Source organism: Acuticoccus sp. (assembly GCF_965213555.1).
GTDB lineage: Bacteria > Pseudomonadota > Alphaproteobacteria > Rhizobiales > Amorphaceae > Acuticoccus.
Genome location: NZ_OZ243890.1, coordinates 3,180,424 through 3,204,860, shown reverse-complemented (window position 1 = coordinate 3,204,860; position 24,437 = coordinate 3,180,424). Strand labels below are relative to the sequence as shown.

General features: G+C 70.0%; 22 protein-coding genes. 14 read left to right on the top strand and 8 right to left on the bottom strand.

Annotation, left to right across the window (positions count from 1 at the left end; all coding sequences use genetic code 11):
* Nucleotides 1-816: 816 nt before the first annotated feature.
* On the top strand, nt 817-2,160 hold the full coding sequence (locus ACOOE8_RS15110) for an AmpG family muropeptide MFS transporter (RefSeq protein ID WP_420392258.1): 1,344 nt from the start codon (nt 817-819) through the stop codon (nt 2,158-2,160).
* Here ACOOE8_RS15110 and ACOOE8_RS15105 read toward each other — a convergent pair.
* The 3 genes from ACOOE8_RS15105 to ACOOE8_RS15095 are packed head-to-tail and all read right to left on the bottom strand — an operon-like array spanning nt 2,138 to nt 5,861.
* Nucleotides 2,138-2,983, bottom strand: a complete 846-nt coding sequence (locus ACOOE8_RS15105; RefSeq protein WP_420392257.1) for a phosphoenolpyruvate hydrolase family protein — start codon at nt 2,981-2,983, stop codon at nt 2,138-2,140. The two genes, ACOOE8_RS15110 and ACOOE8_RS15105, sit on opposite strands and share 23 nt — an antisense overlap.
* Entirely contained in the window at nt 2,983-3,669 is a 687-nt protein-coding gene (locus tag ACOOE8_RS15100; protein WP_420392256.1) for an NADPH-dependent FMN reductase, read from the bottom strand. The genes ACOOE8_RS15105 and ACOOE8_RS15100 overlap by 1 nt, the downstream gene beginning before the upstream one ends.
* A 44-nt stretch (nt 3,670-3,713) precedes the next feature.
* Nucleotides 3,714-5,861, bottom strand: a complete 2,148-nt coding sequence (locus ACOOE8_RS15095) for an ABC transporter permease (protein ID WP_420394724.1) — start codon at nt 5,859-5,861, stop codon at nt 3,714-3,716.
* A 157-nt stretch (nt 5,862-6,018) separates the two neighbouring features.
* Between ACOOE8_RS15095 and ACOOE8_RS15090 the strand changes: the two genes are divergently transcribed.
* Complete coding sequence (locus tag ACOOE8_RS15090) at nt 6,019-6,390, top strand: type II toxin-antitoxin system HicB family antitoxin (RefSeq protein WP_420392255.1); 372 nt, start codon at nt 6,019-6,021, stop codon at nt 6,388-6,390.
* 4 nt (nt 6,391-6,394) lie between these two features.
* Here the strand turns inward: ACOOE8_RS15090 and ACOOE8_RS15085 are convergent, their stop codons facing one another.
* Genes ACOOE8_RS15085 through ACOOE8_RS15075 form a run of 3 tightly spaced genes read right to left on the bottom strand, consistent with a single transcriptional unit; the run spans nt 6,395 to nt 9,319 of the window.
* Entirely contained in the window at nt 6,395-7,186 is a 792-nt protein-coding gene (locus ACOOE8_RS15085; protein ID WP_420392254.1) for an ABC transporter ATP-binding protein, read from the bottom strand.
* Nucleotides 7,179-8,303 carry a branched-chain amino acid ABC transporter permease gene (locus ACOOE8_RS15080; RefSeq protein ID WP_420392253.1) on the bottom strand — a complete coding sequence of 375 codons (1,125 nt, stop codon included), beginning with the start codon at nt 8,301-8,303 and terminating at the stop codon, nt 7,179-7,181. Before ACOOE8_RS15080 ends, ACOOE8_RS15085 begins: the two co-directional genes overlap by 8 nt.
* Nucleotides 8,303-9,319 (bottom strand): branched-chain amino acid ABC transporter permease, encoded by a 1,017-nt coding sequence (locus ACOOE8_RS15075; protein ID WP_420392252.1) that lies wholly within the window; start codon nt 9,317-9,319, stop codon nt 8,303-8,305. The genes ACOOE8_RS15080 and ACOOE8_RS15075 overlap by 1 nt, the downstream gene beginning before the upstream one ends.
* 181 nt (nt 9,320-9,500) lie before the next feature.
* Here ACOOE8_RS15075 and ACOOE8_RS15070 point away from each other — a divergent pair, with 181 nt between their 5' ends.
* Entirely contained in the window at nt 9,501-9,785 is a 285-nt protein-coding gene (locus ACOOE8_RS15070) for a hypothetical protein (RefSeq protein ID WP_420392251.1), read from the top strand.
* Nucleotides 9,786-9,832: 47 nt separating this feature from the next.
* Here the strand turns inward: ACOOE8_RS15070 and ACOOE8_RS15065 are convergent, their stop codons facing one another.
* A complete protein-coding gene (locus ACOOE8_RS15065) occupies nt 9,833-10,645 on the bottom strand; it encodes an AraC family transcriptional regulator (RefSeq protein ID WP_420392250.1) in 813 nt (270 codons plus the stop codon).
* A gap of 206 nt (nt 10,646-10,851) precedes the next feature.
* Between ACOOE8_RS15065 and ACOOE8_RS15060 the strand changes: the two genes are divergently transcribed.
* From ACOOE8_RS15060 to ACOOE8_RS15025, 8 genes are all read left to right on the top strand, one after another.
* A complete protein-coding gene (locus ACOOE8_RS15060; RefSeq protein WP_420392249.1) occupies nt 10,852-11,343 on the top strand; it encodes a (2Fe-2S)-binding protein in 492 nt (163 codons plus the stop codon).
* 11 nt (nt 11,344-11,354) lie between these two features.
* Nucleotides 11,355-13,715: a xanthine dehydrogenase family protein molybdopterin-binding subunit gene (locus ACOOE8_RS15055; protein WP_420392248.1), complete on the top strand. Its 2,361-nt coding sequence runs from the start codon at nt 11,355-11,357 to the stop codon at nt 13,713-13,715.
* A gap of 50 nt (nt 13,716-13,765) precedes the next feature.
* Nucleotides 13,766-14,284, top strand: a complete 519-nt coding sequence (locus ACOOE8_RS15050) for a DUF2243 domain-containing protein (protein WP_420392247.1) — start codon at nt 13,766-13,768, stop codon at nt 14,282-14,284.
* A gap of 44 nt (nt 14,285-14,328) precedes the next feature.
* On the top strand, nt 14,329-15,129 hold the full coding sequence (locus ACOOE8_RS15045; RefSeq protein WP_420392246.1) for an FAD binding domain-containing protein: 801 nt from the start codon (nt 14,329-14,331) through the stop codon (nt 15,127-15,129).
* Nucleotides 15,130-15,276: 147 nt separating this feature from the next.
* Complete coding sequence (locus ACOOE8_RS15040) at nt 15,277-16,371, top strand: tripartite tricarboxylate transporter substrate-binding protein (protein ID WP_420392245.1); 1,095 nt, start codon at nt 15,277-15,279, stop codon at nt 16,369-16,371.
* 93 nt (nt 16,372-16,464) lie between these two features.
* Nucleotides 16,465-17,664: a hypothetical protein gene (locus ACOOE8_RS15035; protein WP_420392244.1), complete on the top strand. Its 1,200-nt coding sequence runs from the start codon at nt 16,465-16,467 to the stop codon at nt 17,662-17,664.
* Nucleotides 17,665-17,766: 102 nt separating this feature from the next.
* Complete coding sequence (locus ACOOE8_RS15030; RefSeq protein WP_420392243.1) at nt 17,767-19,776, top strand: tripartite tricarboxylate transporter permease; 2,010 nt, start codon at nt 17,767-17,769, stop codon at nt 19,774-19,776.
* A gap of 5 nt (nt 19,777-19,781) precedes the next feature.
* Nucleotides 19,782-20,930: a 4-oxalomesaconate tautomerase gene (locus ACOOE8_RS15025; protein ID WP_420392242.1), complete on the top strand. Its 1,149-nt coding sequence runs from the start codon at nt 19,782-19,784 to the stop codon at nt 20,928-20,930.
* On the opposite strand, the gene ACOOE8_RS15020 is transcribed toward ACOOE8_RS15025, so the two are convergent.
* Entirely contained in the window at nt 20,872-21,951 is a 1,080-nt protein-coding gene (locus ACOOE8_RS15020; protein WP_420392241.1) for an AbrB family transcriptional regulator, read from the bottom strand. The genes ACOOE8_RS15025 and ACOOE8_RS15020 overlap by 59 nt on opposite strands.
* Nucleotides 21,952-22,106: 155 nt before the next feature.
* On the opposite strand from ACOOE8_RS15020, the gene ACOOE8_RS15015 reads away from it, so the two are divergent.
* From ACOOE8_RS15015 to ACOOE8_RS15005, 3 genes are all read left to right on the top strand, one after another.
* Nucleotides 22,107-23,018 carry a cation diffusion facilitator family transporter gene (locus ACOOE8_RS15015; protein WP_420392240.1) on the top strand — a complete coding sequence of 304 codons (912 nt, stop codon included), beginning with the start codon at nt 22,107-22,109 and terminating at the stop codon, nt 23,016-23,018.
* A gap of 94 nt (nt 23,019-23,112) precedes the next feature.
* The gene (gene arsC / locus ACOOE8_RS15010; RefSeq protein WP_420392239.1) at nt 23,113-23,532 is read left to right on the top strand and encodes an arsenate reductase (glutaredoxin); all 420 of its coding nucleotides are present in this window, start codon (nt 23,113-23,115) and stop codon (nt 23,530-23,532) included.
* Nucleotides 23,529-24,197 carry an aquaporin gene (locus ACOOE8_RS15005; protein WP_420392238.1) on the top strand — a complete coding sequence of 223 codons (669 nt, stop codon included), beginning with the start codon at nt 23,529-23,531 and terminating at the stop codon, nt 24,195-24,197. The genes arsC and ACOOE8_RS15005 overlap by 4 nt, the downstream gene beginning before the upstream one ends.
* Nucleotides 24,198-24,437: the final 240 nt, after the last annotated feature.

Here is a 24,437-nt window from a genome sequence, read left to right as displayed (position 1 = left end):
ACGCACCTCCCCCTCCCACCGACACGGCCGCACGCCGGCACCGGACATTTGACGCGAGTTTTCGGCGCGTTGCGTTGCGGTGGGTCTGATTTTAGGCAAACGTGGTGGGCAGGGAGACGACGGAGGGGCCCGGGTGGACGCCAACTGGCTCTCAGTGCTGAATGTCGTCGGAACGTGCGGACTTGTTCTCTTAACGTTTTTCCTATGGCGTGCCACTGCCGAATTGGCATCGATAGGACGCAAGCGCCCAGAACTCATCGCAAACATTGAACCAAACCCGTGGTCAATCTTGGATGTTGATTTGGTTGTAGTGAACTTCGGCTCCGCTCCAGCGTATGATATATCAGTCAATAGTTATCCTTATCTTTCTACACATGGGAAAGAGCCATTGCACACGGAGATTATAGGCCTAAGTCTTTTACGTCCAAGTCAAACATTTAAAACATCGCTAGACCGTAGGGATAATCTATTCCAAAAATACCGACTAGTACTTGAATGGTACCATTCTCCATCACGGCTACGTCGAAATAGAGTTAGTTACATAATTGATCTGGAGAAGTACAAATTAAGTGGCCAACTGAACAATGGCGATCCATCTGTGTTTATGGCATTGCAGCTCAAGAGTATAAATGAAGCACTTCGCGCATTGCCAAAATCGCGGTGATGGGCACAAACTTGCGAGTGTACGCTATCGCCTGAAGCAAACGCGGGGTGCACCGAACAATTTAGTCATCACATATTGTAATCGCTCTGTGGACCCGGGACCAAGGCGACAATGCGGTAGGCGTCGCGGCGGCAGGGCGCTACCAACCGTCGATGGCTCTCACCAAGCACGCCGGCGGCTGGCGCACCGCCGTTTCGGTCTACGCGACGCGACGCCAGCTCGTGATCTTCCTCATGGGCTTTTCGTCGGGGCTGCCGCTGCTCCTCGGCTTCTCGACGCTGTCGTTCTGGCTGCGCGAGGAGGGGGTGAGCCTCACCGCCATCGGCGGGCTGCTCGCGGTCGGCACGCCGTACTCCCTTAAGTTCCTGTGGGCGCCGCTGCTCGACCACGTACGCCTGCCGGGGCTGTCGCGCTGGCTCGGGCTGCGCCGGGGCTGGCTCCTCGCCATCCAGCTCGCCCTGATCGCGTCGATCGTCGCCCTCGGCCAGGGCGACCCGGCCGCCTCGATGGGGACGGTGGCGCTGGCGGCGCTGGTGATGGCGTTCCTGTCGGCGAGCCAGGACATCGTCGTCGACGCCTACCGCATCGAGATCCTCGCCGACGAGGAGCAGGGCGCCGGCGCGGCGTCGACACAAGCGGGCTATCGCGTCGGGATGCTCGCCTCGGGTGCCGGCGCGCTCGCCCTCGCGGACGTCCTCTCATGGGGCGCGGTCTACGCCATCATGGCGGCGCTCGTGGGGGTCGGCATCGTCGCGACGCTGATCGCCGAGGAGCCGGTGAGCCGCCGTCCCACCCCGCCGCGTGGCGCGCTGCCGTGGCTGCGGCACGCGATGCTCGGGCCGCTGGCGGAGCTTGCCCGACGGCCGGGCATCGCCGCCATCCTCGCCTTCGTGCTGCTCTACAAGTACGGCGACGCGGTGGCGGGGGCGATGGCGAACCCGTTCTACGTGGACCTCGGCTTCACCGGGACCGAGATCGCCAGCGTCACCAAGGTCTTCGGCGTCGCGGCGACGATGGTGGGCGTGTTCGCCGGCGGGCTGCTGGTGGCGCGCTCCGGCATCATCGCAGGGCTTCTGGTGGGCGGCATCGCGCAGGCAGCGACCAACCTCACCTTCGCCTGGCTCGCCACCGTCGGCCACGACCTGTCGGCGCTCACGCTCGCGGTGGGGCTCGACAGCTTCGCCGGAGGGCTCGGCTCGGCGGCGTTCGTCGCCTACCTGTCGGCGCTGTGCAACGTCGCCTTCACCGCGACGCAGTACGCGCTGCTGACGTCCTTGATGGCGCTGGGGCGCACCGCGCTCGCCACGTCGTCGGGCTGGTTCGCCGAGGCGCTCGGCTGGCCCGGCTTCTTCGTGGCGACGACCGCGCTGGCCGTGCCGGCGCTGCTGCTTCTGCTGTGGGTAGGCCGCTCGAGCGGGCGCGGCGAGGCGGCCGACGACGCGGCTCGTCATGCGTCAAGGCACGACGTCGCGCCTAGCCGCGGGTCAGAGACTTGAACGCGCGGGTCTGCTCCGTGATGGCACGCTCGGTGGGCAGCCGCTCCATGGATGAGGCGCCGTAGAACCCGTGGCAGTGCCTGGTGTTGCGTAGCACGTAGGCGGCATCGTCGGGCTCGGCGACGGGGCCGCCGTGGACGAGGACGAGGACGTCGGGGTTCTTGGCGCGCGCGGCGCCGGCCCAGGCGTCGACCTTGGCGGGACAGTCCTCGAGGCGGAGCGCGGTGCCGGCGCCGATGGCCCCGCCGGTGGTGAGGCCGAGGTGGGCGACGATGATGTCGGCGCCGGCAAGGGCCATGGCCTCCGCGTCGGCCTTAGAGAAGACGTAAGGGGTCGTGAGGAGGTCCTTGCCGGCGGCGGCGCGAATCATGTCCACCTCGAGGCCGTAGCCCATGCCGGTCTCCTCAAGGTTCGCGCGGAACGTGCCGTCGATCAGCCCGACGGTGGGGAAGTTCTGCACGCCGGCGAACCCCGCGGCGACGACCTCGTCGAGGAAGCGGTCCATGACGCGGAAGGGGTCGGTGCCGTTGACCCCGGCGAGCACGGGGGTGTGCTTGACGAGCGGGAGCACCTCCCGCGCCATGTCCATGACGATGGCGTTGGCATCGCCGTAGGCGAGCATTCCGGCCAGCGACCCCCGCCCCGCCATGCGGAACCGCCCAGAGTTGTATATGACGATGAGGTCGATGCCGCCGGCCTCCTCGCACTTGGCGCTGAGCCCCGTGCCCGCGCCGCCGCCGACAATGGGCTCGCCCCGCGCCTTCATGTCCTGCAGCCGTGCGACGATCTCGGCACGCGAAGGGGAGTTGGCGGGACGATCCATCAGCTTGGCGCGGGTCCGCCTGCCTGTAGCGGAGGGTGCTCGGACTGGGGCGAGCGCTCGGGAGCCATCCTCACGATCCAATCGACAAATGCTGCCATCAACGCGCGCACCGCCTTGCGCGTCGGGTCGTCGGTCAGCCTCGCGTCACCGTCGAACTTGGTCGAGGCGTACGTGCAAAACACTTCGGGCCCCGGCATCGTGAGCGCTCCGTTCAGCTGTAGCGACTGGCGCAGCTGCAGCTGCGCGCGGATCGTCCCACCGAGACCGAGCGAGGCGCCGAGCATGGCGCAGGGCTTGTCCATGAAAGGGTTCTTGGGCACGGTGTAGCCGCTTCCTGCGTCCGGCGCCGAGTGTCCCCCCGCCCCTTCCGGTCGCGACATCCAGTCGAAGGCGTTCTTCAGGCTGCCTGCGATGCCGTAGTTGTACTCGGGCACGCCGAACAGGATCCCATCGGTCCCGTAGGCCTTGCTGCGAAGGGTCATGACGGCCTCGGGCCAGCCCTCGCGCTCGAGATCCTCGTCGAAGACCGGGAGGCCATGCATCTCGGCGATCTCGATGACGGGCTCGCCCGGGGCGAGCTCCTGCGCCGCATGAAGCAGGCCACGGTTGTAGGAGCCCCTGCGCAGGCTGCCGGCGATCGCAAGAATGTGCACCCCGTCCCCCCAAAAGTCGTTCACCTCGTCCACCGAAGCCACGCCTATCCAGCAGTTCTATGGCGCCGTCCTGGCCCTCACCCCGCCCTGCGGCGCTGCGTCGTGCCGTGGAGCTCGCGGAAGGCGGCAAGGACGGCGGTGGCGAAGGCCTCGTCGTTGATGTGGGCCGGGACGCGCACCACGCGGCGCGAGGCGCCCTCGCGGACCGTGCGGGCCAGCGCGTCGTAGAGCGCGCGGCGGGCCGTGGGGTCGTGGAACGGCTGGCCCGGGGCGTCGAGCGCCGACACGCCGTGCTCGGGCAGGAGAAAGCGCACCGCCTCCATCTGGTTGAGCCGCTCGCCGATCCACGTGCCCATGGCCGCGCACTCCTCGGCCGTGGTGCGCATCAGGGTGATGTGCGGGTTGTGGCGGTAGAGCGTGCGGCCGCGGTAGCGCTCGGGCACCGTATCGGGTGCGGCGAAGTTCACCATGTCGAGCGCGCCGACCGAGCCGACGTAGGGGATGCGCCGGCGGATGATGGCGCCAAAGCGGTCGTCGGAGGCGGGGAACACGCCACCCATCATGCGGTCGGCGACCTCGGTGGTGGTGAGGTCGACGACCGCGCCCACGAGGCCCTGGTCGACGAGGGCCTCCATGGCGGCGCCGCCGATGCCGGTGGCGTGGAACACCAGCGGCTCGTGGTCCTTGGCGAGGGCGGCGGAGAGGCGCTGGACGCACGGCGTGGTGACGCCGAACATCGTGATGCCCACCGGCGGCAGCCCCTCCGGGATCGCCGTGCGCGCCGCGGCCATGCCGGCCATGGCGTGGGCGGCGTTGGCGAGCACCCGGCGGGTGATGGCGTTGAGCCCGGCGACGTCGGCGACCGCGTGCATCACCGTGATGTCGGACGCGCCGACGTACTGGCGCACGTTGCCCGAGGCGACGGTGGAGACGATGAGCTTGGGCACCCCGACGGGCAAGCGGCGCATGGCGGGGGCGACCATCGCGGTGCCGCCCGAGCCGCCCGCCGACAGCATGCCGGCGATGCCGGACTGTCGGGCGATCCAGCGCTCGAAGGCGAGCGTCATGCCGGCGACGGACTCGCCGCGGTCGGACGTGAACACGCCGGACGCGCCGCGCGGGTGGAACGCCGCGATCTGGTGCGCCGGCACCTCGGCGCCGGAGTGCGCGCCCGAGGTCGAAAGGTCGACGAGGCGGACCGCCAACCCGTGGGAGCGCACGATGTCGCGCATGTACCTCAGCTCGGCGCCCTTGGTGTCGAGCGTGCCGGCGACGAGGACCACCGCCTCGCCGGGTGCCGCGAGCGGCCGCAGCTCCTCCTGCGGGGTGGCCGGGCGGCCCGTCGACGAGGTGCGCGCCGCGCCCTCGATGACGCGCACCGGCGTCGGCGCGGACCAGCGCGTCGGGATGGTCGGGTTCGAGACGTAGACCTTGGCGACGCTCGACGCCGGTGCTGCAACGGGCTCGTCCTTGCTGGACGGCTCGGCCACCGGGTCCTCGTCGTGGGCGTGCCGGCCGACGCCGAGCAGGCGCTGCTGCAGGTCGCGGTCGGCGGCGAGCTGACCCGAGTCCAGCATGCGGTCGATGCGCCCGTTCACCATGATGGCGACCTCGGGCGCCACCTCGCAGGCGACGCCGATGTTCTGCTCGATGACGAGGACGTGCTGCCCCTCCTCGGCGAGGCGGATCAGCATCTCCTCCACCTGGGCGACGATGACCGGGGCGAGCCCCTCCGTCGGCTCGTCCATGACGAGGAGGCGTGGGTTGAGCAGCAGCGCGCGGCCGATGGCGAGCATCTGGCTCTCGCCGCCCGACAGCTGGCCGCCGCCGTTGCCGCGCCGCTCGGCGAGGCGCGGGAACGCCGCGTAGACCCGCTCCACCGACCACGGCCCGTCGTGCCCGGCCGCCACCATGCGCAGGTGCTCGTCCACGGTGAGCGAGCGCCACAGCCGCCGCCCCTGGGGCACGTAGCCCACCCCCATGCGCGCGACCTCGGCGGAGGAGCGGCCGCGGACCTCCTGCCCCGCGAGGCGGATCGACCCGGAGGACGGCACCATCCCCATGATCGCCTTGCACAGCGTGGTCTTGCCCATGCCGTTGCGCCCGACGACGGACAGGATGCCGGACGTCAGCGTGAGGTCGACGCCCTGCAGCGCGTGGGACGCGCCGTAGTACACGTTGAGCCCGCGCACCTCGAGGATAGGCGGCGACCGGTCAGGCACCAGTGTTCCCCGTCGCAGTGGCGGGGAAGGCGACAACTCCTTGGCAAACCGACGTCGCGTTGGGAAGGGTCGTCCCATGCGGGGAAAAGCCCAGGCTTCTACAGGACGCGCGCGACGCAGGAATGAAGTAGGCTCCCGCAGGCGCAGCAAGGGACCGTCGATGCGGTACGTCGTTCTTGTCCATAAGGATGAGGGGAGCGCCTACGGCGTGATCGTGCCCGACGTGCCGGGCTGCTACTCGGCCGGCGACACGTTCGATGAAGCGATGCGCAACACCGCAGAAGCCATCGACTTCCACCTCGACGGCGCCGGGCTGCCGCCGGTCCGTTCCGTGGAAGAGATCCTTGCCGACGCGAGCGTCGCCGAGGCTTTGGCAGGCACCACGCTCGCTGCCGTCACGGACCGCGACAACGACAACGTGCCGATCGACCACGCGCTCGCCGAGCGGCTCGACCAAGCTGCCATGGAGCGGGGCATGTCGCGAGCTGCGTTCGTCGACCGCGTCCTGCGCGAGGCGCTGGAGGAGACCTGAGCCCTCAGTGCCCGCCATGGGCGCCTCCGAGGTAGAGCTGCTGCACCTCCTCGTCGTCCTCGATCTCAGCCGGGGTGCCCTCCTTGAAGATCGCCCCGTTGTGCATCATCGTCACGCTCTCGGCGACGCGCAGCGCGACGTCCATGTCGTGCTCGATGATCATGTAGCCGATGTGGTCCGGCAACCCGGTCAGGATCTCGATGAGCTCGCGCCGCTCGGTGGGCGACAGGCCCGCCGCCGGCTCGTCGAACAGGACGAAGCGGGGTGCGCCGGCGAGCGCCAGCGCGATCTCGAGCTGGCGCTGCTGACCATAGGAGAGGTTCGCGACCAGCGTGTCGCGCGCCGCCGTCAGGTGCACGGCCTCCACGAGGTCCTGCGCCGCGGTGAGGAGCGGGTCGCTGCGCCGTGGCCGCCACAGCGAGAAGCGGCCGCGCGACACGCCGCGACAGGCGAGCGTCACGTTGTCGAGCACGGTGAGCCCGGCGAACAGCAGCGAGATCTGGTAGGTCCGCCGGAGTCCTCGACGGATGCGCTCGTGGGGCGGGAAGTCCGTCACGTCCTCACCGAACAGGCGGATGGTGCCGGCGGAGGGCGGGAAGTCGCCCGTGATGCAGTTGAACAGCGTCGTCTTGCCCGCGCCGTTGGAGCCCAGCACCGCGCGCCGTTCACCGGGCCGCACGGTCATCGTGACGTCGGTGAGCGCGGCGAGCGCGCCGAACAGGCGCGAGACGCCGCGCAGCTCGAGCGCGTTCGCCGTACCGGTCGCCGACAGGCGGGAGGCGACGGTCTCAGCCATCGGCCTCCCCCTGCGGCGCGCCGGTGAGGGGATCGGCCGCGCGCCGCTCCCGCAGCCGGCGCCACAGGCCGAGGAGGCCGTCGGAGGAGAAGAACACGACGACGAGGAAGCCGAGCCCGATGAGCAGCTGGAAGCGCTCGCCCGACAGCCCCAGCGCGACCAGGACGTCGAGGGCGAAGGTGCGCAAGAGGACGTAGAGGATCGCGCCGAGGAAGGGGCCGATGGGGTGGGCGAGCCCTCCCACGACGGCGATGATGAGGACGTCGATGGCCGGGCCCACGGCGATGGTGCCGGGCGAGACCTGCCCGTTCAGCCAAACGAGGAGCACGCCGGCGACGCCGGCGATGAGGCTCGCGAAGGCCCAGGCCGCGATCCTGTGGGCGGTGACGTTGTAGCCGAGCGCCGCCATCCGGCGGGCGTTGTCGCGCACCCCCTGCAGCGCGAGGCCGAACGGCGCGCGGGCGACGTAGATCACACCGAAGTAGGCCGCGAGGGCGAACGCCAGGGTGAGGTAGTAGAACGGCAGGGGATCGCGCCAGTCGATGCCCCAGAAGACCGGCGCACGCACCTGGTTGAGGCCGGAGAAGCCGTTGAACAGCGTGTAGTTCTGCCGCACGAGGTAGAACATCGCGGCGGCGATCGCGAGGGTGATCATGATCGTGTAGATGCCCTCGGTGCGCACCGCGAGCGCGCCTGACAGCGTGCCGAAGACCACCGCGACGAGGACCGCGAGGGGCGCCGCCGCCCACCAGGGCCATCCGAGCGAGATGGTCTCGATCGCGGACGTGCCGAAGATCGCCGTCATGTAGGCGGCGACGCCCGCCACCGTCATCTGCACCAGGCTGACCATGTTCCCGTAGCCGGCGAGGAACATGAGGGACAGCGCGATCATGCCGAGGATGAGCGACCAGGACAGGATCTGGCTGAGCACGAAGTCCGACGCGATGACCGGCATCAGCAGGAGCACGAGGCCGACGACCCAGACGTGGGTCGGGATCGCGGTCAGGCTCCATCGCGGGACCGGCGACGCGGGCGTCGTCGCGCGCGGGGCGGCGCCGCGCGAGCGGGGTTCGGCGACGGCCTTCCTCCGCGGCGCGGAGGGCTCGGCGAGCGCCATCAGCGGCGCACCGCGACGAGGCCCTGGGGCCGGAAGGCGAGGACGACGACCATGATGAGGAAGGTGAGGACCACCGCGTACGTCGGCGCGTAGACCGAGCCGAACTGCTCGGCGAGCCCGATGAGGAGCGCGCCGAGCGCCGCCCCGGGGATCGAGCCCATCCCGCCAACGATGACGACCACCAGCGAGGCGAGGAGGAAGCGGATGTCCTCGCCGGGCGCCATCGACTGGAACGTGCCGCCGATCACCCCGGCGATGCCGGCGAGCCCCGCGCCGAAGGCGAACACGAGGACGAACACGCGCTGGATGCGCACGCCCGTCGCCGACAGCATGTCGCGGTCATCGACGCCGGCGCGCACCAGCATGCCGATCCGCGTCCGTGCCAGGGCGAGCCACATGCCCACCCCGATGGCGATGGCCGCCACGAGGATGACGAGCCGCACCAGGGGATAGCTCAGCATGATGGCCTCGCCCGTCCGGCGCGACACGCCGGTGATGAGCGGCAGGTCGACGGGCCCTGCGAGCCAGAGCGGCGTCTCGATCTGGTAGAAGTCGCCACCCCAGATCCACAGCATGAGGTCGGCGAGCACGATGGAGATGCCGATCGTGACCAGCGTCTGCTTGAGGTCCTCCCCCTCCATGCGGCGGAACACGAGGACCTGCAGGAGGACGCCGACGAGGCCGACGACGACGAAGGCGACCACGAATGAGGCGAGCCACCAGCCCGTTGCGGTCGCCGTCTCGTAGCCGATGTACCCGCCCAGCATGTAGAGCGAGCCGTGCGCGAGGTTCACGTTCTTCATCAGGCCGAAGATCAACGTGAAGCCGGATGCGACGAGGAAGTACAGCGCGCCGAGGGTGATGCCGTTGAACAGCGCGTTGAGGAAGATCTTTTTACGGCCGACGGCGTTCTCCAGCGCCTCGGGCCACGGCGCGAAGATCGCCCAGAGCAGGACCGCCGCCGCGACGACGACGATGGCGGTCCAAACCGGATGGCGTTCGGCAATGCGGACCATGACCTCCCCGCGTTGGCAGCGACGAGCCTAGCGGCGCGCTGCCTAGCGAGCGTACCCGCTCGTCTACTTTCCCGTCCTCCCCCTCCCCTTCCCATCTCATCGTTGGCGCGGCCGCCTTAAAGTTGACACGAACGCCTAGCGCAAATACAATTTAAGATAGTAGTCGTGCGGAGGTGGCGGCATGGACGACGGGCGATTCGAGCGGTTCGTCCATCATCAGCTGGGGCTGACGGCACGGACTGCAGCAAGCTACCGCGCTGCGCTGCATCGGGCGGAGAAGATCGTCGGCCTCGAGCTCGGCGGGGAGGTCGACCTCGTCGACTTCCGCAGGCGGCTCCGCACGAAGGCGCGGGCGGCGGACGTGCCCGACGGCTCGGTCAGCAACCTCGTCGCCGCGGTGGACGCGTTCGCAAGGTTCATCGACGCAAACGGTCTATCGGCGGAAGCTGAGGCCACCGGCCGCTGATTCCATCCGATCGCGGGTCGGGCGAGCCCGTGCGCGACGCCGCATCCTCACGTCGCAACGAGGGCGCAGCGACGGTAGTCCGAAGGGGCGATGCCGACGTTGTTGACGAAGAAGCGGGTGAACGAGGCCTGGCTCGCGAAGCCGAGGTCGAGGCCGATGGACGTCACCGGATCGTGCGACCACACGAGCCGGTCGATGGAGGCCTCCAGGCGCAGCGTGTTGAGGTACATGTTGGGCGTCACGCCAAGGTTCTGCCGGAACAGCTTGTAGAAGTGCGGCCGGCTCATCCCCGCGTCGCGCGCGATGCGGTCGAGCGCACAGGCGTCGAACAGGCGCTGGTGCATCAGTGCCAGGGCGTTGCGGATGCGGAAGTCGCGCACCCGCGGCGCCGCGAACGGCGCCCGCCCGATCGCCCACGAGGCGTCGAAGGCGGCCTGCATAAGCCGCGATAGATCGTCGGCGAGGCCGCGCTCGACCCCCGACGCCAGCCGGTCGGCGGTGCGCTCGATGATGGCCTGCGCGCCGGCGCTGAGGGGAACGTGCGGTGCGCCGAAGCGCAGCGCGTCGATCCCGCGCGACATCGTCATGAACCACTCGGGCGCGATGTAGAGCGTCAGGAACAGCGCGCCCGCGCCGACGTCGCCGGGCTGGAAGTCGTGCGGTTGCCACGGGTTGATCGCCACCGCCCGCCCCGGACCCGTGGCGTACGCGGTCCCATCCACCGTCACCGTCGCGGGGATCCCAGAAAGCAGGAGCACGAGGTGTCCCTCGCGGTGCGCGTGGGGGGCCAGCGGCTTGTTGAGGCGATAGAGCGCCGCGCGGCCGAACGGGCCGTGGAAGACGGCGATGGCCGTGCCCATGCTGGTTCCCCCCGGAACGTCGTGCTGCGGGGCCGTTCGCCCTCGTTGCCCCGATTAGGGCAGCAGACGACCGTGCTGTAAAGCCGCGGCGTCCGCCTGACGGTTGTCGTCGCGCCGGCGAGCGGGCAAACATGAGGTGGAACAATTCAAGCGGGACCGCCGGCAACCACGCTCCGGGGACCCGAAGGCTGCAAGGGGGATCGACGATGGGCGAGGTGAGCTTGACGGTGAACGGCCGGGCGGTGCGGCGCGAGGTGGAGGACCGCACGCTGCTCGTGGCGCTGCTGCGCGACCACCTCGGCCTGACGGGCACCCACGTCGGCTGCGACACGTCCCAGTGCGGCGCCTGCACCGTCCACATCGACGGCCAGGCGGTGAAGTCCTGCACGGTGTTCGCGGTGCAGGTGGACGGGTCGGAGGTCCTCACCATCGAGGGGCTCGCGGACGGTGCGACGCTGCACCCGATGCAGGAGGCCTTCCGCACCCACCACGGCCTCCAGTGCGGCTTCTGCACGCCGGGCATGATCATGATGGCGGTCGACATCGTGCGCCGTCACCCTGACGGGCTCGACGAGGAGACCATCCGCAAGGAGCTCGAGGGCAACATCTGCCGCTGCACCGGCTACCACAACATCGTGAAGGCGATCGACGCCGCCGCCAACGAGATGCGCGCCACGCCGCAGATGGCCGCACAGTAGAGGGGGACGGGATGGGCCAGGAAGGGATCGGCGCGCGCCTCGCGCGCAAGGAGGACCGGCGCTTCATCACCGGCGCGGGGCGTTACACCGACGACATCGCCGAGCGCGACATGGTGCATGCCGTGTTCCTGCGCTCGCCCCACGCGCACGCGAAGGTCCGCTCCATCGACGCGGCAGCAGCCAAGGGGATGGCGGGCGTCATCGACGTCGTGCTCGGCCAGGACGTCATCGACGCGGGGATCGGCAACCTCATCTGCGGCTGGGCGATCTCGTCCAAGGACGGCAGCCCGATGAAGATGGCGCCGTACAACGTCATGGACCCCGCGACGGTGCGCTACGTGGGCCAGCCCGTCGCCCTCGTCATCGCTGAGACGCGCGCCGCAGCGGTGGACGCAGCGGAGGCGATCGCGGTCGACTACGAGCCGCTGCCCGCCCTCACCGACTTCGCGAGCTACGCCACGGGCCCTGTCGTCCACCCTGGGACCGCCGACGACAACCTCATCTGCGACTGGCAGCTCGGCGACGAGGCCGCGACGGCGGCGGCCTTCCAGGACGCCGCCCACGTCGTGTCGATGGACATTCGCAACAACCGCCTCATCCCCTCGGCCATCGAGCCGCGCGCGGCGGTGGCGCACTACAACGCCGCCGAGGACCACACGACGCTCTACACCACGAGCCAGAACCCGCACGTCGCGCGCCTCGTCATGAGCGCGTTCTACAACGTCGCGCCCGAGCACAAGCTGCGCGTGGTGGCGCCGGACGTCGGCGGCGGGTTCGGCTCCAAGATCTACATCTACCCGGAGGAGGTCGCCTGCTGCGTCGCCTCCAAGCGCATTGGTCGCCCGGTCAAGTGGACCGCCGACCGCACCGAGGCGTTCATGACGGACGCCCACGGCCGCGACCACGTCACCAAGGCGCGGATGGCGTTCGACGCCGACCACAGGATCGTCGGCTTCCACGTCGACACCGTCGCCAACCTCGGCGCCTACATGAGCCTGTTCTCGTCGGCGACGCCCACGTACCTCTACGCGACGCTGCTGTCCGGCCAGTACGCGATGCCGGCGATCTACGCCAACGTGAAGCTGGTCTACTCGCACACGACGCCGGTGGACGCCTACCGCGGCGCGGGGCGGCCCGAGGCGACCTTCGTGGTGGAGCGCATGATCGAGACCGCCGCGCGCGAGCTCGGCGTCTCCCCGGTGGAGCTCCGCCGCAAGAACTTCGTGCGCGAGTTCCCGCACCAGACGCCGGTCCTCATGAACTACGACCCGTCCGACTTCCACGGCCTCCTCGACAAGGCGCTGGCGCACGCCGACTACGACGGCTTCCCAGCGCGCCGCGCCCAGTCGGAGGCCCGCGGCAAGCTGCGCGGCATCGGCCTGTCCTCCTACATCGAGGCGTGTGGCATCGCCCCGTCCCAGGCGGTGGGCTCGCTCGGCGCCGGCGTCGGGCTGTGGGAGTCGGCGGAGGTGCGGGTCAACCCGGTCGGCACCATCGAGGTTCTGACCGGTTCGCACAGCCACGGGCAGGGCCACGAGACGACCTTCAGCCAGATCGTGTCGGACCGCCTCGGCGTGCCGTCCGCCAACGTATCCATCGTGCATGGCGACACCGACAAGGTGCAGTTCGGCATGGGGACCTACGGCTCGCGTTCCGGCCCGGTCGGAGGCGGCGCCATCGCCAAGGCGCTCGACAAGGTGGCGGCGAAGGCCAAGCTGATCGCCGCGCACCTCATGGAGGCGGACGCCGGCGACATCGTCATCGAGAACGGCGAGCTGAAGGTGGCAGGCACCGACCGCACGCTCGCCTGGCACGAGGTGTCGCTGGCCGCCTACACCGCACACAACCTGCCGGACGGCATGGAGCCCGGGCTCAGCGAGAAGTCGTTCTACGACCCGGCGAACTTCACGTTCCCCGCCGGCACCTTCGTGTGCGAGGTGGAGGTCGATCCCGCCACGGGCGTCGTGACGATCGTCAACTTCGTCGCGGTCGACGACTTCGGCGTCATCATCAACCCGATGATCGTCGAGGGCCAGGTGCACGGCGGCCTCGCCCAGGGCATCGGCCAGGCGCTCCTCGAGGGCTGCGTCTACGACGACGAGGGCCAGCTTCTGACCGCCTCCTACATGGACTACTGCGTGCCGCGGGCGGACGACCTGCCCTCCTTCGGGCTCGACCACATCGAGGTCGCCAACCCCAACAACCCGCTGGGCGTGAAGGGCTGCGGCGAGGCCGGCGCCATCGGCGCGCCCCCCGCGGTGATCAACGCGATCACCGACGCCATCGGCACCAACGACCTCGCCATGCCCGCGACGCCCGAGCGCGTGTGGCGAGCGGTCCAGTCCGCACGGCCGCGGATGGCGGCCGAGTAGGCGGCGAGCCCCACGGCGAGCGCGCAGCTCTATCCCCGGAGGAGCCTGCATTGGACGAGCGCTCGCCGACCGAGTTCCCCATCGCCGCCGGGATCCTCCTCGGGCTCGGCGTCGGCGGGTTCTTCGACGGCATCGTGCTGCACCAGATCCTGCAATGGCACCACATGGCCTCCAGCGCAGGCTATCCGCCCGACACCATGGCGAACCTCAGGCTCAACGTGGTGCTCGACGGTCTCTTCCACGTCGCGGCCTACGCCTTCACGCTCGCCGGGCTGGTGCTGCTGTGGCGCAGCGCGCGCCGACCGCATGGCCCTTGGCCGGCCCGCCTCCTCGCCGGCACCGTCCTCGCCGGCTTCGGGCTGTTCAACCTCGTCGAGGGGACGGTCAACCACCACCTCCTCGGCTTGCACCACGTCAATGAGACCGTCCCTGAGGATCATTGGATCTACTGGGACATCGCCTTCCTGGTGTGGGGCGCGGCGATGCTCGTCGCCGGCGCTCTGCTGACCCGTTCGGGGCTCCGCAACGCGTCACGCCTCGCCCAGCCGCCCTCGACGGCACGAACCTGACCCTGCGCCCGAGCGGGCGCCAACGACGGACAATGGAGCATTCGATGTACGCCACCACCTACGCCCGGGCGACGAGCCTCGACGATGCCGTCGCCAAGCTGAAGGCGGCCGAGGACGGCAAGTTCCTCGGCGGCGGGCAGACGCTCATCGCCACGATGAAGCAGCGCCTCGCCGCGCCGTCCGACGTCATCGATGTAACCAAGATCCCCGAGCTCAAGGGCATCGCCTTCGACGGTACGACCCTCAAGATCGGCGCCGCCTCGACCCACTCGGAGGTGCAGCGCTCCGAGGATGTGCGCCAGGCGATCCCGGCGCTCGCGAGCCTCGCCGCCACCATCGGCGACCCTGCAGTGCGCAACATGGGCACCATGGGCGGCGTCCTCGCCAACAACGACCCCGCCGCGGACTACCCGGCGGCCGTGATGGCGATGGACGGGACCGTCGTCACCTCGAAGGGGTCCTACAAGCCGCACGAGTTCTTCCAAGGCATGTTCGAGACGGCGCTCGACGAGGACGAGATCATCGTCCGCATCGAGTTCCCCAAGCCCCAGCGGGCGGCCTACGAGAAGTTCCGCAACCCGGCTTCGCGCTACTCGCTGTGCTCGGTGTTCGTGGCGGTGACGGCGTCCGGCGAGACGCGCGTCGCGGTGACCGGATCGGGCAACGACGGCGTGTTCCGCGTCGCCGAGATGGAGGAGGCGCTGGCGGCGAACTGGTCGCCGGACGCGGTGTCGGGGATCGCGATCTCGCCGGACCTCATGCTGTCCGACATCCACGGCTCGGCCGAGTACCGCGCGCACCTCGTCACGGTGCTCGCTGGGCGCGCGGTGGCCAAGGCCGCCTGAGGGTGGCCCTGCGCCTCGACAAGCCGAATACCGGCGGGGTACGCATGGTCTGCGCAAGAAACTGACACGAAACGCGCCATGAACGCTGCGGCGGGCCCGCCAACGGCCGGCAGCCCGCCCGTCGCCAGACCGGCCGAGGAGGAACAGATGATGCGTCCCACACACGGCCGAAGGATCGCGCTCGCCGCCGGTCTCGCCGCAGCCCTTGCGATGGCCGGGCCGGCGTCGGCCCAGGTCTCCTTCGAGGGTGAGACGATCGAGTGGATCATCCCGTTCTCGCCCGGCGGCGGGTCCGACACCTGGGCGCGGTTCAACGCCCCGTTCTTCACCAAGTACCTTCCGGGCAACCCCACGGTCGTCGTCGTCAACGAGCCGGGTGGCGGTTCCACCAAGGGCACCAACCTGTTCGCCGCCCGCGCTGACCCCGACGGGCTGACCATCCTCGGCACGTCCGGCTCGACCCAGTTCCCTTACCTCCTGGGCGATCCGCGCGTGCGCTACGAGTACCAGGACTGGGAGGTGGTGATGGCCTCCCCGACGGGCGGCGTCGTCTACGTCTCCCCCGACACCGGCGTCGAGGGACCGGAGGAGATCGCCGAGCTTAAGGGGCAAGAGCTCACCTACGCGAGCCAGGGCGCAACCTCCCTCGACCTCGTGCCGCTCCTCGCGTTCGACTTCCTGGGCCTCGACGTGAAGCACGTGTTCGGCTTCAAGGGCCGCGGCGACGGGCGCCTCGCCTTCGAGCGCGGCGAGACCAACATCGACTACCAGACCTCGTCCGCCTACCTGAAGAACGTCCAGCCGCTCGTCGACGCCGGTGAGGCGGTACCCCTGTTCTCGTGGGGCGCGGTCGACGAGGACGGCAACGTCATCCGCGACCCGACCTTCCCGGACCTGCCGAGCTTCCCCGAGGCCTACGAGATGGCGACGGGCGAGGCGCCGTCGGGCGAGATGTACGACGCCTACACCGCCTTCTTCATCGCGGGCTTCCCGGCGCAGAAGATGGTCTTCCTTCCGGAAGGCACGCCGCAGGAGATCGTCGACGCCTACCAGGAGGCGGTGGAGCAGATGAAGGGCGACCCGGAGTATCAGGCGAACAAGGAAGCGGTGCTGGGGACCTACGAGCAGGTGACCGGCCGCGCCGCACAGACGCTGTTCGAGAAGGGGACGACCATCCGCCCCGAGCTGCGCGAGGTCGTCACGCAGATGCTCGAGGAAGAGTACAACGTGCGCGTCAACTGACGCGCCGACCCGGCCAGCGCCGAGCCAGCCTGCGACGCCGATGCGCCGCAGGCCAATCAAAAAACCATGCGGGACGGAAACTGGAGGGACGTGATGGCTCACTGGCTGATGGGTGCTGCGGTGGCGTTCGCCGCGCTGGCCTTCGCGACTGCCGCGGCGGCCGAGGCCGCGCAGGACGGAGCGGAGGCGAGCCGGGCGGAGGGAGCCGGGCCGCAGGAGGCAGCGGCGGGGCTCTACCCCGGCGAGGAGATCCGCGAGGCGGCGGGCTTCCCCGCGATCACATGGTTCGCGAAGGGTGAGGCGAACGCCCCGCTCGTCGTCTTCGTGCCGGGGGCGCACCACACGGCACGCGTCGCCTACGGTGGCCACGACGGCTCGCGGGCGGAGGACTTCCTCGCCCATCACCTCCTTGAGCGGGGCTACTCCGTGCTCGCGATCTCCTACCCGATCGGGATCGCCGAGGGTGGGCTCCCCACCGACCACCCCGACTTCATGATCCGCGACTGGGGCCGGCAGACCGCGCAGCTTGCCGCCGAGACGATCGAGGCCGAGGGGCTGACCGGCGGCGCCATCGTCGCCGGCTGGTCCATGGGGGGCAAGCTCGCCCAGGCTGCGCACGAGGCGGCGCGGGACGCCGGCCTCGACCTCAAGCTCTTCATCGGCCTCGCCGCAACGCCGGGGCTGCCGGGCCTCATCGCCATCACCCGGGAGTACCCGATGCTCCCGTCCGGCTACGCCGACCGGCGCAAGAACTTCGACGGGTGGTACCAGCAGGTCGCAGCCGAGGGTGAGGAGGAGGGCCACACCATCGTGCCGGAGGACGTCTTCAAGGCGCAGTATCAGGGCGACATCCCGATCAACCTGCAGGGGTACGGCCAACTCTTCCGCGACGGCGCGTTCGTCATGGACCCCGCCGCGGCGATGGAGGACGCCAAGCCGTTCCACTTCGACGACTACCCGCTGGTGGGCGTCATCATCCCCAACGGACGGCGCGACAAGCGCCACGCGATCACCGACCAGGCGGCCTGGGGGCTCTACAACGCCAACACGCTGCTCAGTCGCTACATGGGCGACGTCGACGTGAACGCGCTGTCCGACGCGGACTGGACGCGCCTGACCGAGCTCGCCGACGGCCTCGACGAGCGCCTCTCGCACCGGGTGGACGGCAACCACTTCTTCTTCATGGGGGCGACCGGCGCGGCGGCGACGGCCGAGGCGATCGCTTCCCTCGACGAGGAAGCGGCAGCGTTGAAGGCAGAGCTCACGGACCTCCTCGGCACGCCGATCAACTGACGCTCCGCGTCAGCCTGGTGCCGCGAGGCGTCGCTTTGAAGGATCGGGCCGCTTAGGGCCGAAGCTGGCGCCGCGGGCTGCAAGCTCAAGGGATGAGCGCTGATGGTCGACGTCTTCATCGCCGCCCTCGCCGACATCCTGACGCTTCAGCACATGCTGTACATCCTGTTCGGCGTCGTCGTCGGGCTCGCCATCGGCGTCTTCCCCGGGCTCGGCGGCATCGCAGGACTGTCCCTGCTCATCCCGTTCCTCTACGGGATGGACGACATCTCCGCGCTCGCGATGCTCATCGGGCTCGTCGCGGTCATCCCGACGTCGGACACCTTCGCCTCCGTCCTCATGGGGATCCCCGGCTCCTCGGCGAGCCAGGCGACGGTGCTCGACGGGTTCCCCCTCGCCAAGCAGGGGCAGGCGGCGCGGGCCCTCTCGGCGGCGTTCGTCTCCTCGCTGTTCGGCGGGCTGTTCGGCGCGATCGTCCTGACCGGCTTCGTCCTCATCGCCCGGCCGCTCATCCTGGCGTTCGGCTCGGCAGAGCTCTTCATGCTGTCGATCTTCGGGCTGTCGATGGTGGGCGTGCTCGCCGGGCGCAGCCTTACCAAGGGGCTCGCGGCCTGCGGCGTCGGCCTGGTGCTCGGCTCGGTGGGAGGCGCGCCGGCCACCGGCGAGTTCCGCATGGTGTTCGAGCTCGACTACCTCTACGACGGCATCCCGCTCGTCGTGGTCGGGCTCGGCCTGTTCGCCTTCCCCGAGATCGTCGACCTGTTGCGCACCGACGCCTCCATCGCCCGCACCGGCGCGCTGGGCGCCGGCTGGCTCGCCGGCGTGCGCGACTGGATGCGGCACTGGTTCCTGTCGCTGCGCTGCGCCGCGATCGGCTGCATCGTCGGCGCGATCCCGGGCCTCGGCGGCTCCGTGGTGGACTGGATCGCCTACGGCCACGCGGTTCAGACGACGAAGGACACCGAGCGCTTCGGCAAGGGCGACATCCGCGGGGTGGTGGCGCCGGAGAGCGCCAACAACGCCAAGGAAGGCGGCGGGCTCCTGCCGACGCTCCTGTTCGGCATCCCCGGGTCCGGCTCGATGGCCGTCTTCCTCGGCGGGATGGTCCTCATCGGCATCGAGCCGGGACCGTCGATGGTGACCACCGAGCTCGACGTGACCTACTCGATCATCTGGTCCCTCGCCATCGCCAACGTGCTCGGCGCGGGGCTCTGCATCGTCCTCGCCGGGCCGATCTCGAGGCTGACGACGATCCCGTTCCCCTACCTCGCGCCGTTCATGATCGCGGTGATCGCGTTCGCCGCGTTCCAGGCGACGCGCGACGTCGCCGACCTCATCGCGCTGTTCGCCATCGGCTGCTTCGGCGTCATGATGAAGCGCTTCGGCTGGCCCCGCGCCGCGCTCCTCATCGGCTACGTGCTCGCGCCCCAGGCCGAGACCTACTTCTACCAGGCGGTGCAGTTCTACGGCTGGGGCTTCGTCACGCGTCCCGGCGTCATCATCATCGCGGCGCTGACGCTCGTGTCGATCTGGTTCGGCGTGCGCAACCGCGTCGACGACACCGCGCCCGTGACGGCCTCCGCCGGGTCGGCGGCGATGCCGGCGTCCCCGCGCAAGCCCGCCCTCGCCTACCGCGCGCCGCAGATCGCCTTCGCGCTCCTCGTCCTCGGCGTGTTCGCCCTCGCCATCTGGGACTCGCTCGGCCACACCTTCCTCGGCCAGGTCTTCCCGATGTCGATGGCGAGCGTGGCGGCGTTCTTCGGCCTCCTCCTCCTCGGCGTCCTCGTCATCGGCGAGAGCACGCACCCCGCGATCTACGATCAGGAGGTCGAGCGCAGGAACGCTGCGGAGGTCGCGGCCGGTCGCATCTACCCCGGCATCCTGTGGATCGCGACGCTCATCGGCCTGTCGGCGCTCGTCGGCTTCTACCTTGCGATGATCGCCTTCTTCGTCGTCTTCCTGGTGGTGCGGGCGCGGGCCGGGCCGATGACGACGCTCGTCCTGACCGCCATCGCGGCGGGCCTCGTTCTCCTCCTCGCCGACGCGCTGTCGCTCAACTTCCCGCGTGGCGTGCTACAGTCCTTCGTCGACCTTCCCTGGCCCTTGCGGTGACGACGATGACGCAAACCGCGATCCCCTTCTGGTTCCTGCGCGGCGGCACGTCGCGCGGTCCCTACATGCGGCGGACCGACCTGCCGCAGGACCGCGAAGCGCTGGCGGACGTCCTGATGGCGGCCGTGGGCGCGGGCCATCCGCTCAACATCGACGGGATCGGCGGGGGCGCCGCGGTCACCACGAAGGTCGCGATGCTGTCGCGCTCGGACGACCCCGCGGCCGACATCGACTACTTCTTCGCCCAGGTCGCGGTGACCGAGCGCCAGGTCGACTTCAGGCCGACGTGCGGCAACATCCTGTCGGGCGTCGGACCGGCGGCCATCGAGATGGGGCTGCATCCCGCCGTGGACGGGGAGACGCGAGTGCGCATCCTCAGCGTCAACACGGGGGCGCGCATCGAGGCCATCGTGAGGACGCCGGACGGGCGCGTCACCTACGAGGGGGACGCGGTGATCGACGGCGTGCCGGGGACGGCGGCGCCGATCCTCCTCAACTTCCAGGACGTCGTCGGCTCGAGCTGCGGCGCGCTGCTGCCGTCGGGCGAGCGCCGTGAGACCATCGACGGCATCGACGTGACCTTGATGGACGTCGCGATGCCGATGGCGATCGCGCGGGCGGACGCGTTCGGTCTGACCGGGACGGAGGGCGTCGCCGAGCTCGACGCGAACCGCGAGTTCTACGCACGCATGGAGCCGATCCGCGTCGAGGCAGGGCGGCGCATGGGGCTTGGCGACGTCACCTCGTCGGTGACGCCGAAGTTCGGCCTGCTCGCCCCGCCGCGGCACGGCGGCACGGTGACGGCGCGCTACTTCATGCCGTGGAACGCGCACCCGTCGATGGCGGTGACGGGCTCGCAGTGCCTCGCCACGTGCGCGCTCCTGCCCGGTACGGTGGCGGACGGCATCGCCGCGCCGGCCAGCGGCGCACCGGCGATCGTCACCATCGAGCACGCGTCGGGCCGCATCGAGGTCACCGTGGACTACGAGGCGACCGACGAGGGCATCGTGGTGCGCTCCGCCGGGCTCCTGCGCACGGCCCGCCTCCTCGCCCGCGGCGAGCTGATGGTGCCGCGGTCGGCGCTCGGTCCCGAGGTCAACGTCGACCATCGCGGTGCGGTCCAGGCGGGGCCGGCACACGCGGGCGCGGCCTGATCCCCATCAGCCGCGCGGCGACGGGCGCCCCGGTGATGACGAGGACGAGCCGCGCGAGGTGGTGCGCCACCACGTAGCCGAGGTCGGCGCCGGCGATGATCGCGAGCACCGCCATCTCCGCCTGCCCGCCCGGCGCGTAGGCTAGGAACGCGTCGACCGGCGGCGCGAGGTCCGTCAGCACGATGATCTCGGTGAAGGCGGCAGCGAGCGCCGCGAGCACGACCACGAAGGCCGCGCCGATGGCCACCACGTGGCGCAGCTCGCGCACGGTCACGCCGACGTAGTGCACTCCGACGCCGAGGCCGATGAAGAACTGTGCGGCGTAGAGCGCCTCGCGCGGCGGCCGCATGTGAAGGACGTCGCCGAGCGACAGCGCCGCGGCGAGGATCATCGGGCCGAGGATCGTGGCACCGAACAGCCCGATACGCTCCCCGCCCTTCCAGCCGATGACGGCCGCCGCCACCATGAGGGCGAGCTCGAGCGGCGGCATGGTGGCCGCCGGCGCACCGATGGGGTTCGCGAACGGCACGCCGTAGAACTGGGTGATGATGACCGGCGCGAGCGTCACGATGGTGAGCACGCGCGTCGCGTGGATCAGCGACAGGACGCGCACGTTGGCGCCCGCCTCCTCGCCGAACACGATCATGTCCTGGAAGCCGCCGGGCATTGCGGCGTAGTACGCGGTCACCGGATCGAACCCCGCAACGCGCCTGAAGAACGGCACGCCGATCACGCCGATGACGAGGACGTAGAGCGGGATCAGCGCAAGCGAGGCCGCCATCACCGACAGCTCGCCGAGGAGCGCCGGCGTGATGGCCGCCCCCACCGCGACCCCGAGCACCGTGCGCGCAGCCTTGCCGACGACCCCGGCCCCTTGCAGCCTGACGCCGGCGAGCGCCGCGACGAGGCAGGCCGCCATCGGCCCGAACAGGAACGGCAGCGGCAGGTCGAGGAGGAGGAATGACGCGGTGCCTGCGCCGGCGACGGCGAGGGTCGTCGCGCGTGCTCGGGTGAAGACCATGGTTTCTCCGGCCGTGGACCAGGGACGGTTTAAGCGCAAAGGGGCCGGTCGGCTTCGGGAATCCTTCATTACTGCGCATTTCGGCACCCTGGCCTGGGGCCGGCATTCGGGTCGTTCTATGTTCGGGAAGGAGCGAGGGGCGGGAGCGTTGCCGAGTGGGACATGGGCACCATCACCACGTCGATGCCTCGGCGGGCGACCGACGGCTGGCCTTCACCGTGGCGGTCAACCTCGGCCTCACCGTCGCGCAGGTGGTCGGCGGCCTCCTTGCCGGCAGCCTGGCGCTGATCGCGGACGCGCTGCACAACTTCTCCGACGCCATCTCGCTCATCATCGCCATGGTGGCGCGGCGCATCGCACGGCGGCCGGCCGACGCCTCCATGACCTTCGGCTACGGTCGCGCCGAGGTCGTCGCCGCGCTCGTCAACTACACGACGCTGATCGTGATCGCGCTGACCCTGGCGGTGGAGGGCATCGGCCGGATCGTCGAGCCGCGCCCGGTCGACGGCTGGCTCGTGGTGGCGGTCGCCGGCATCGCCCTCGTCGTCGACCTCGTGACGGCGGCGCTGACCTACGCCCTCGGCAAGTCGAGCGTGAACATCCGCGCCGCGTTCCTGCACAACGTCGCTGACGCGCTGGGCTCGGTGGCGGTGATCGTCGCGGGCACGCTCATCATCCTCTACGACTGGCGGCTCGTGGACCCCATTGCGACGTTGCTCATCGCCGGCTTCGTGCTCTGGCACGCGCTGCGCGAGGTCGGCGGCGTGGTGCGCATCCTGATGCTCGCGAGCCCGCCCGAGCTCGACACGGGGACCGTGCTGTCCGCCCTGCGCGGCGCCGACGGCGTCGCCGACGTCCACCACGTGCACCTTTGGCAGATGCAGGAGCATGACGCCGCGCTCGACGCCCACGTCGTCGTCGACCCCGGGCGCTGGGACGAGGCGGACGCCATCAAGGCGGGCCTCAAGGCGATGGTGGCCGCTCGGTTCGGCATCACCCACACGACGCTGGAGCTCGAGTGCGCCAGGCACTCCTGCGAGGCGGCGCCGCTCGTCGGCCACGGCTGAGCCACCCGGCTCCGCCCCCCAGCCACGATGCGTTTGGAGCGGGGAGTCCCTTCGCCTAAGCTCGTGGGGCCCTGCTGTCTGGACGGAGGCCCCCATGACCGTGACCATCTTGCACAACCCGGACTGCGGGACGTCGCGCAACGTGCTCGGCCTCATCCGCAACAGCGGCGAAGATCCGCGCGTCGTCGAGTACCTGAAGACCCCTCCCTCACGCGATGAGCTCGTGGACCTCATCGCGCGCATGGGGATCACGCCGCGCGAGCTGCTGCGACGCAAGGGAACGCCCTACGAGGAGCGCGGCCTCGACGATCCGACGCTCACCGACGATCAGCTCGTCGACGCCATGATGGCCGATCCGATCCTCATCAACCGCCCGATCGTCGTGACGGCGCTCGGCGTGCGCCTGTGCCGTCCATCGGAGACGGTGCTTGCCATCCTCCCGTCCGCGCAGCGCGGCGCGTTCTCGAAGGAGGACGGCGAGGTCGTCGTTGCTCGCCCCGACGCGATGCCGTGAGCGACAGGCTCGCGCAGCGCCTCGTCTCGGAGGGCGTCGGGACGGGGCTCCTCCTCGCCGCGGTCGTCGGATCGGGGATCATGGCCGAGCGCCTATCGGGCGGGAACGACGGTGTGGCGCTCCTCGCCAACACCATCGCGACGGCGGGCGCGCTGGTCGCCCTCATCCTCACCTTCGGCCCGATCTCCGGTGCGCACATCAACCCCGCCGTCACGCTGTGCTTCGCGCTCCGGGGCAAGCTGCCGTGGCGCTTCGTGCCGGGCTACCTCCTGGTGCAAGTCGCCGGCGCCGTCGCAGGGGTCTGGCTCGCGCACGTCATGTTCGCGCTGCCGACGTTGCAGGTGGCGGCGGTCGCCCGCGAGGGCATCGGCCAGCTCGCGGGTGAGTTCACGGCGACGTTCGCGCTGCTGTCGGTCGTCTGGAGCACGACGCGCCATCATCCTGAGGCGACGCCCTACGCCGTCGCGGCGATCATCGCGGCTGGGTACTGGTTCACCTCCTCGACATCGTTCGCGAACCCTGCGGTCACGATCGCCCGCGCACTGTCCGACACGTTCGCGGGCATCCGGCCGGCCGATGCTCCTGGCTTCCTGCTCGCCCAACTCCTCGGGGCACTCGCCGCAACCATCCTGTTCACGTGGCTCCCCGAGCGGGACGACGCGTGAGACGTCAGCCCGCCAGCATGGGGAAGACGACCGTGATCGCCCAGGCGAACGCCACCGCGCTCGCCACGGCGCCGGGCAGCGGGTGGCCCGTCGCCCGGTAGCTCCAGCGGCTGAACAGCCCGTAGACGACGAAGTAGGCGACGATCACCGGCACGATGATGATGAGGAAGAACAGCCGCTCCAGGTCGAGCGCCACGGCGGCGGCGAGGGAGAGGACGAACGCCGCCTTGGTGGCGAACG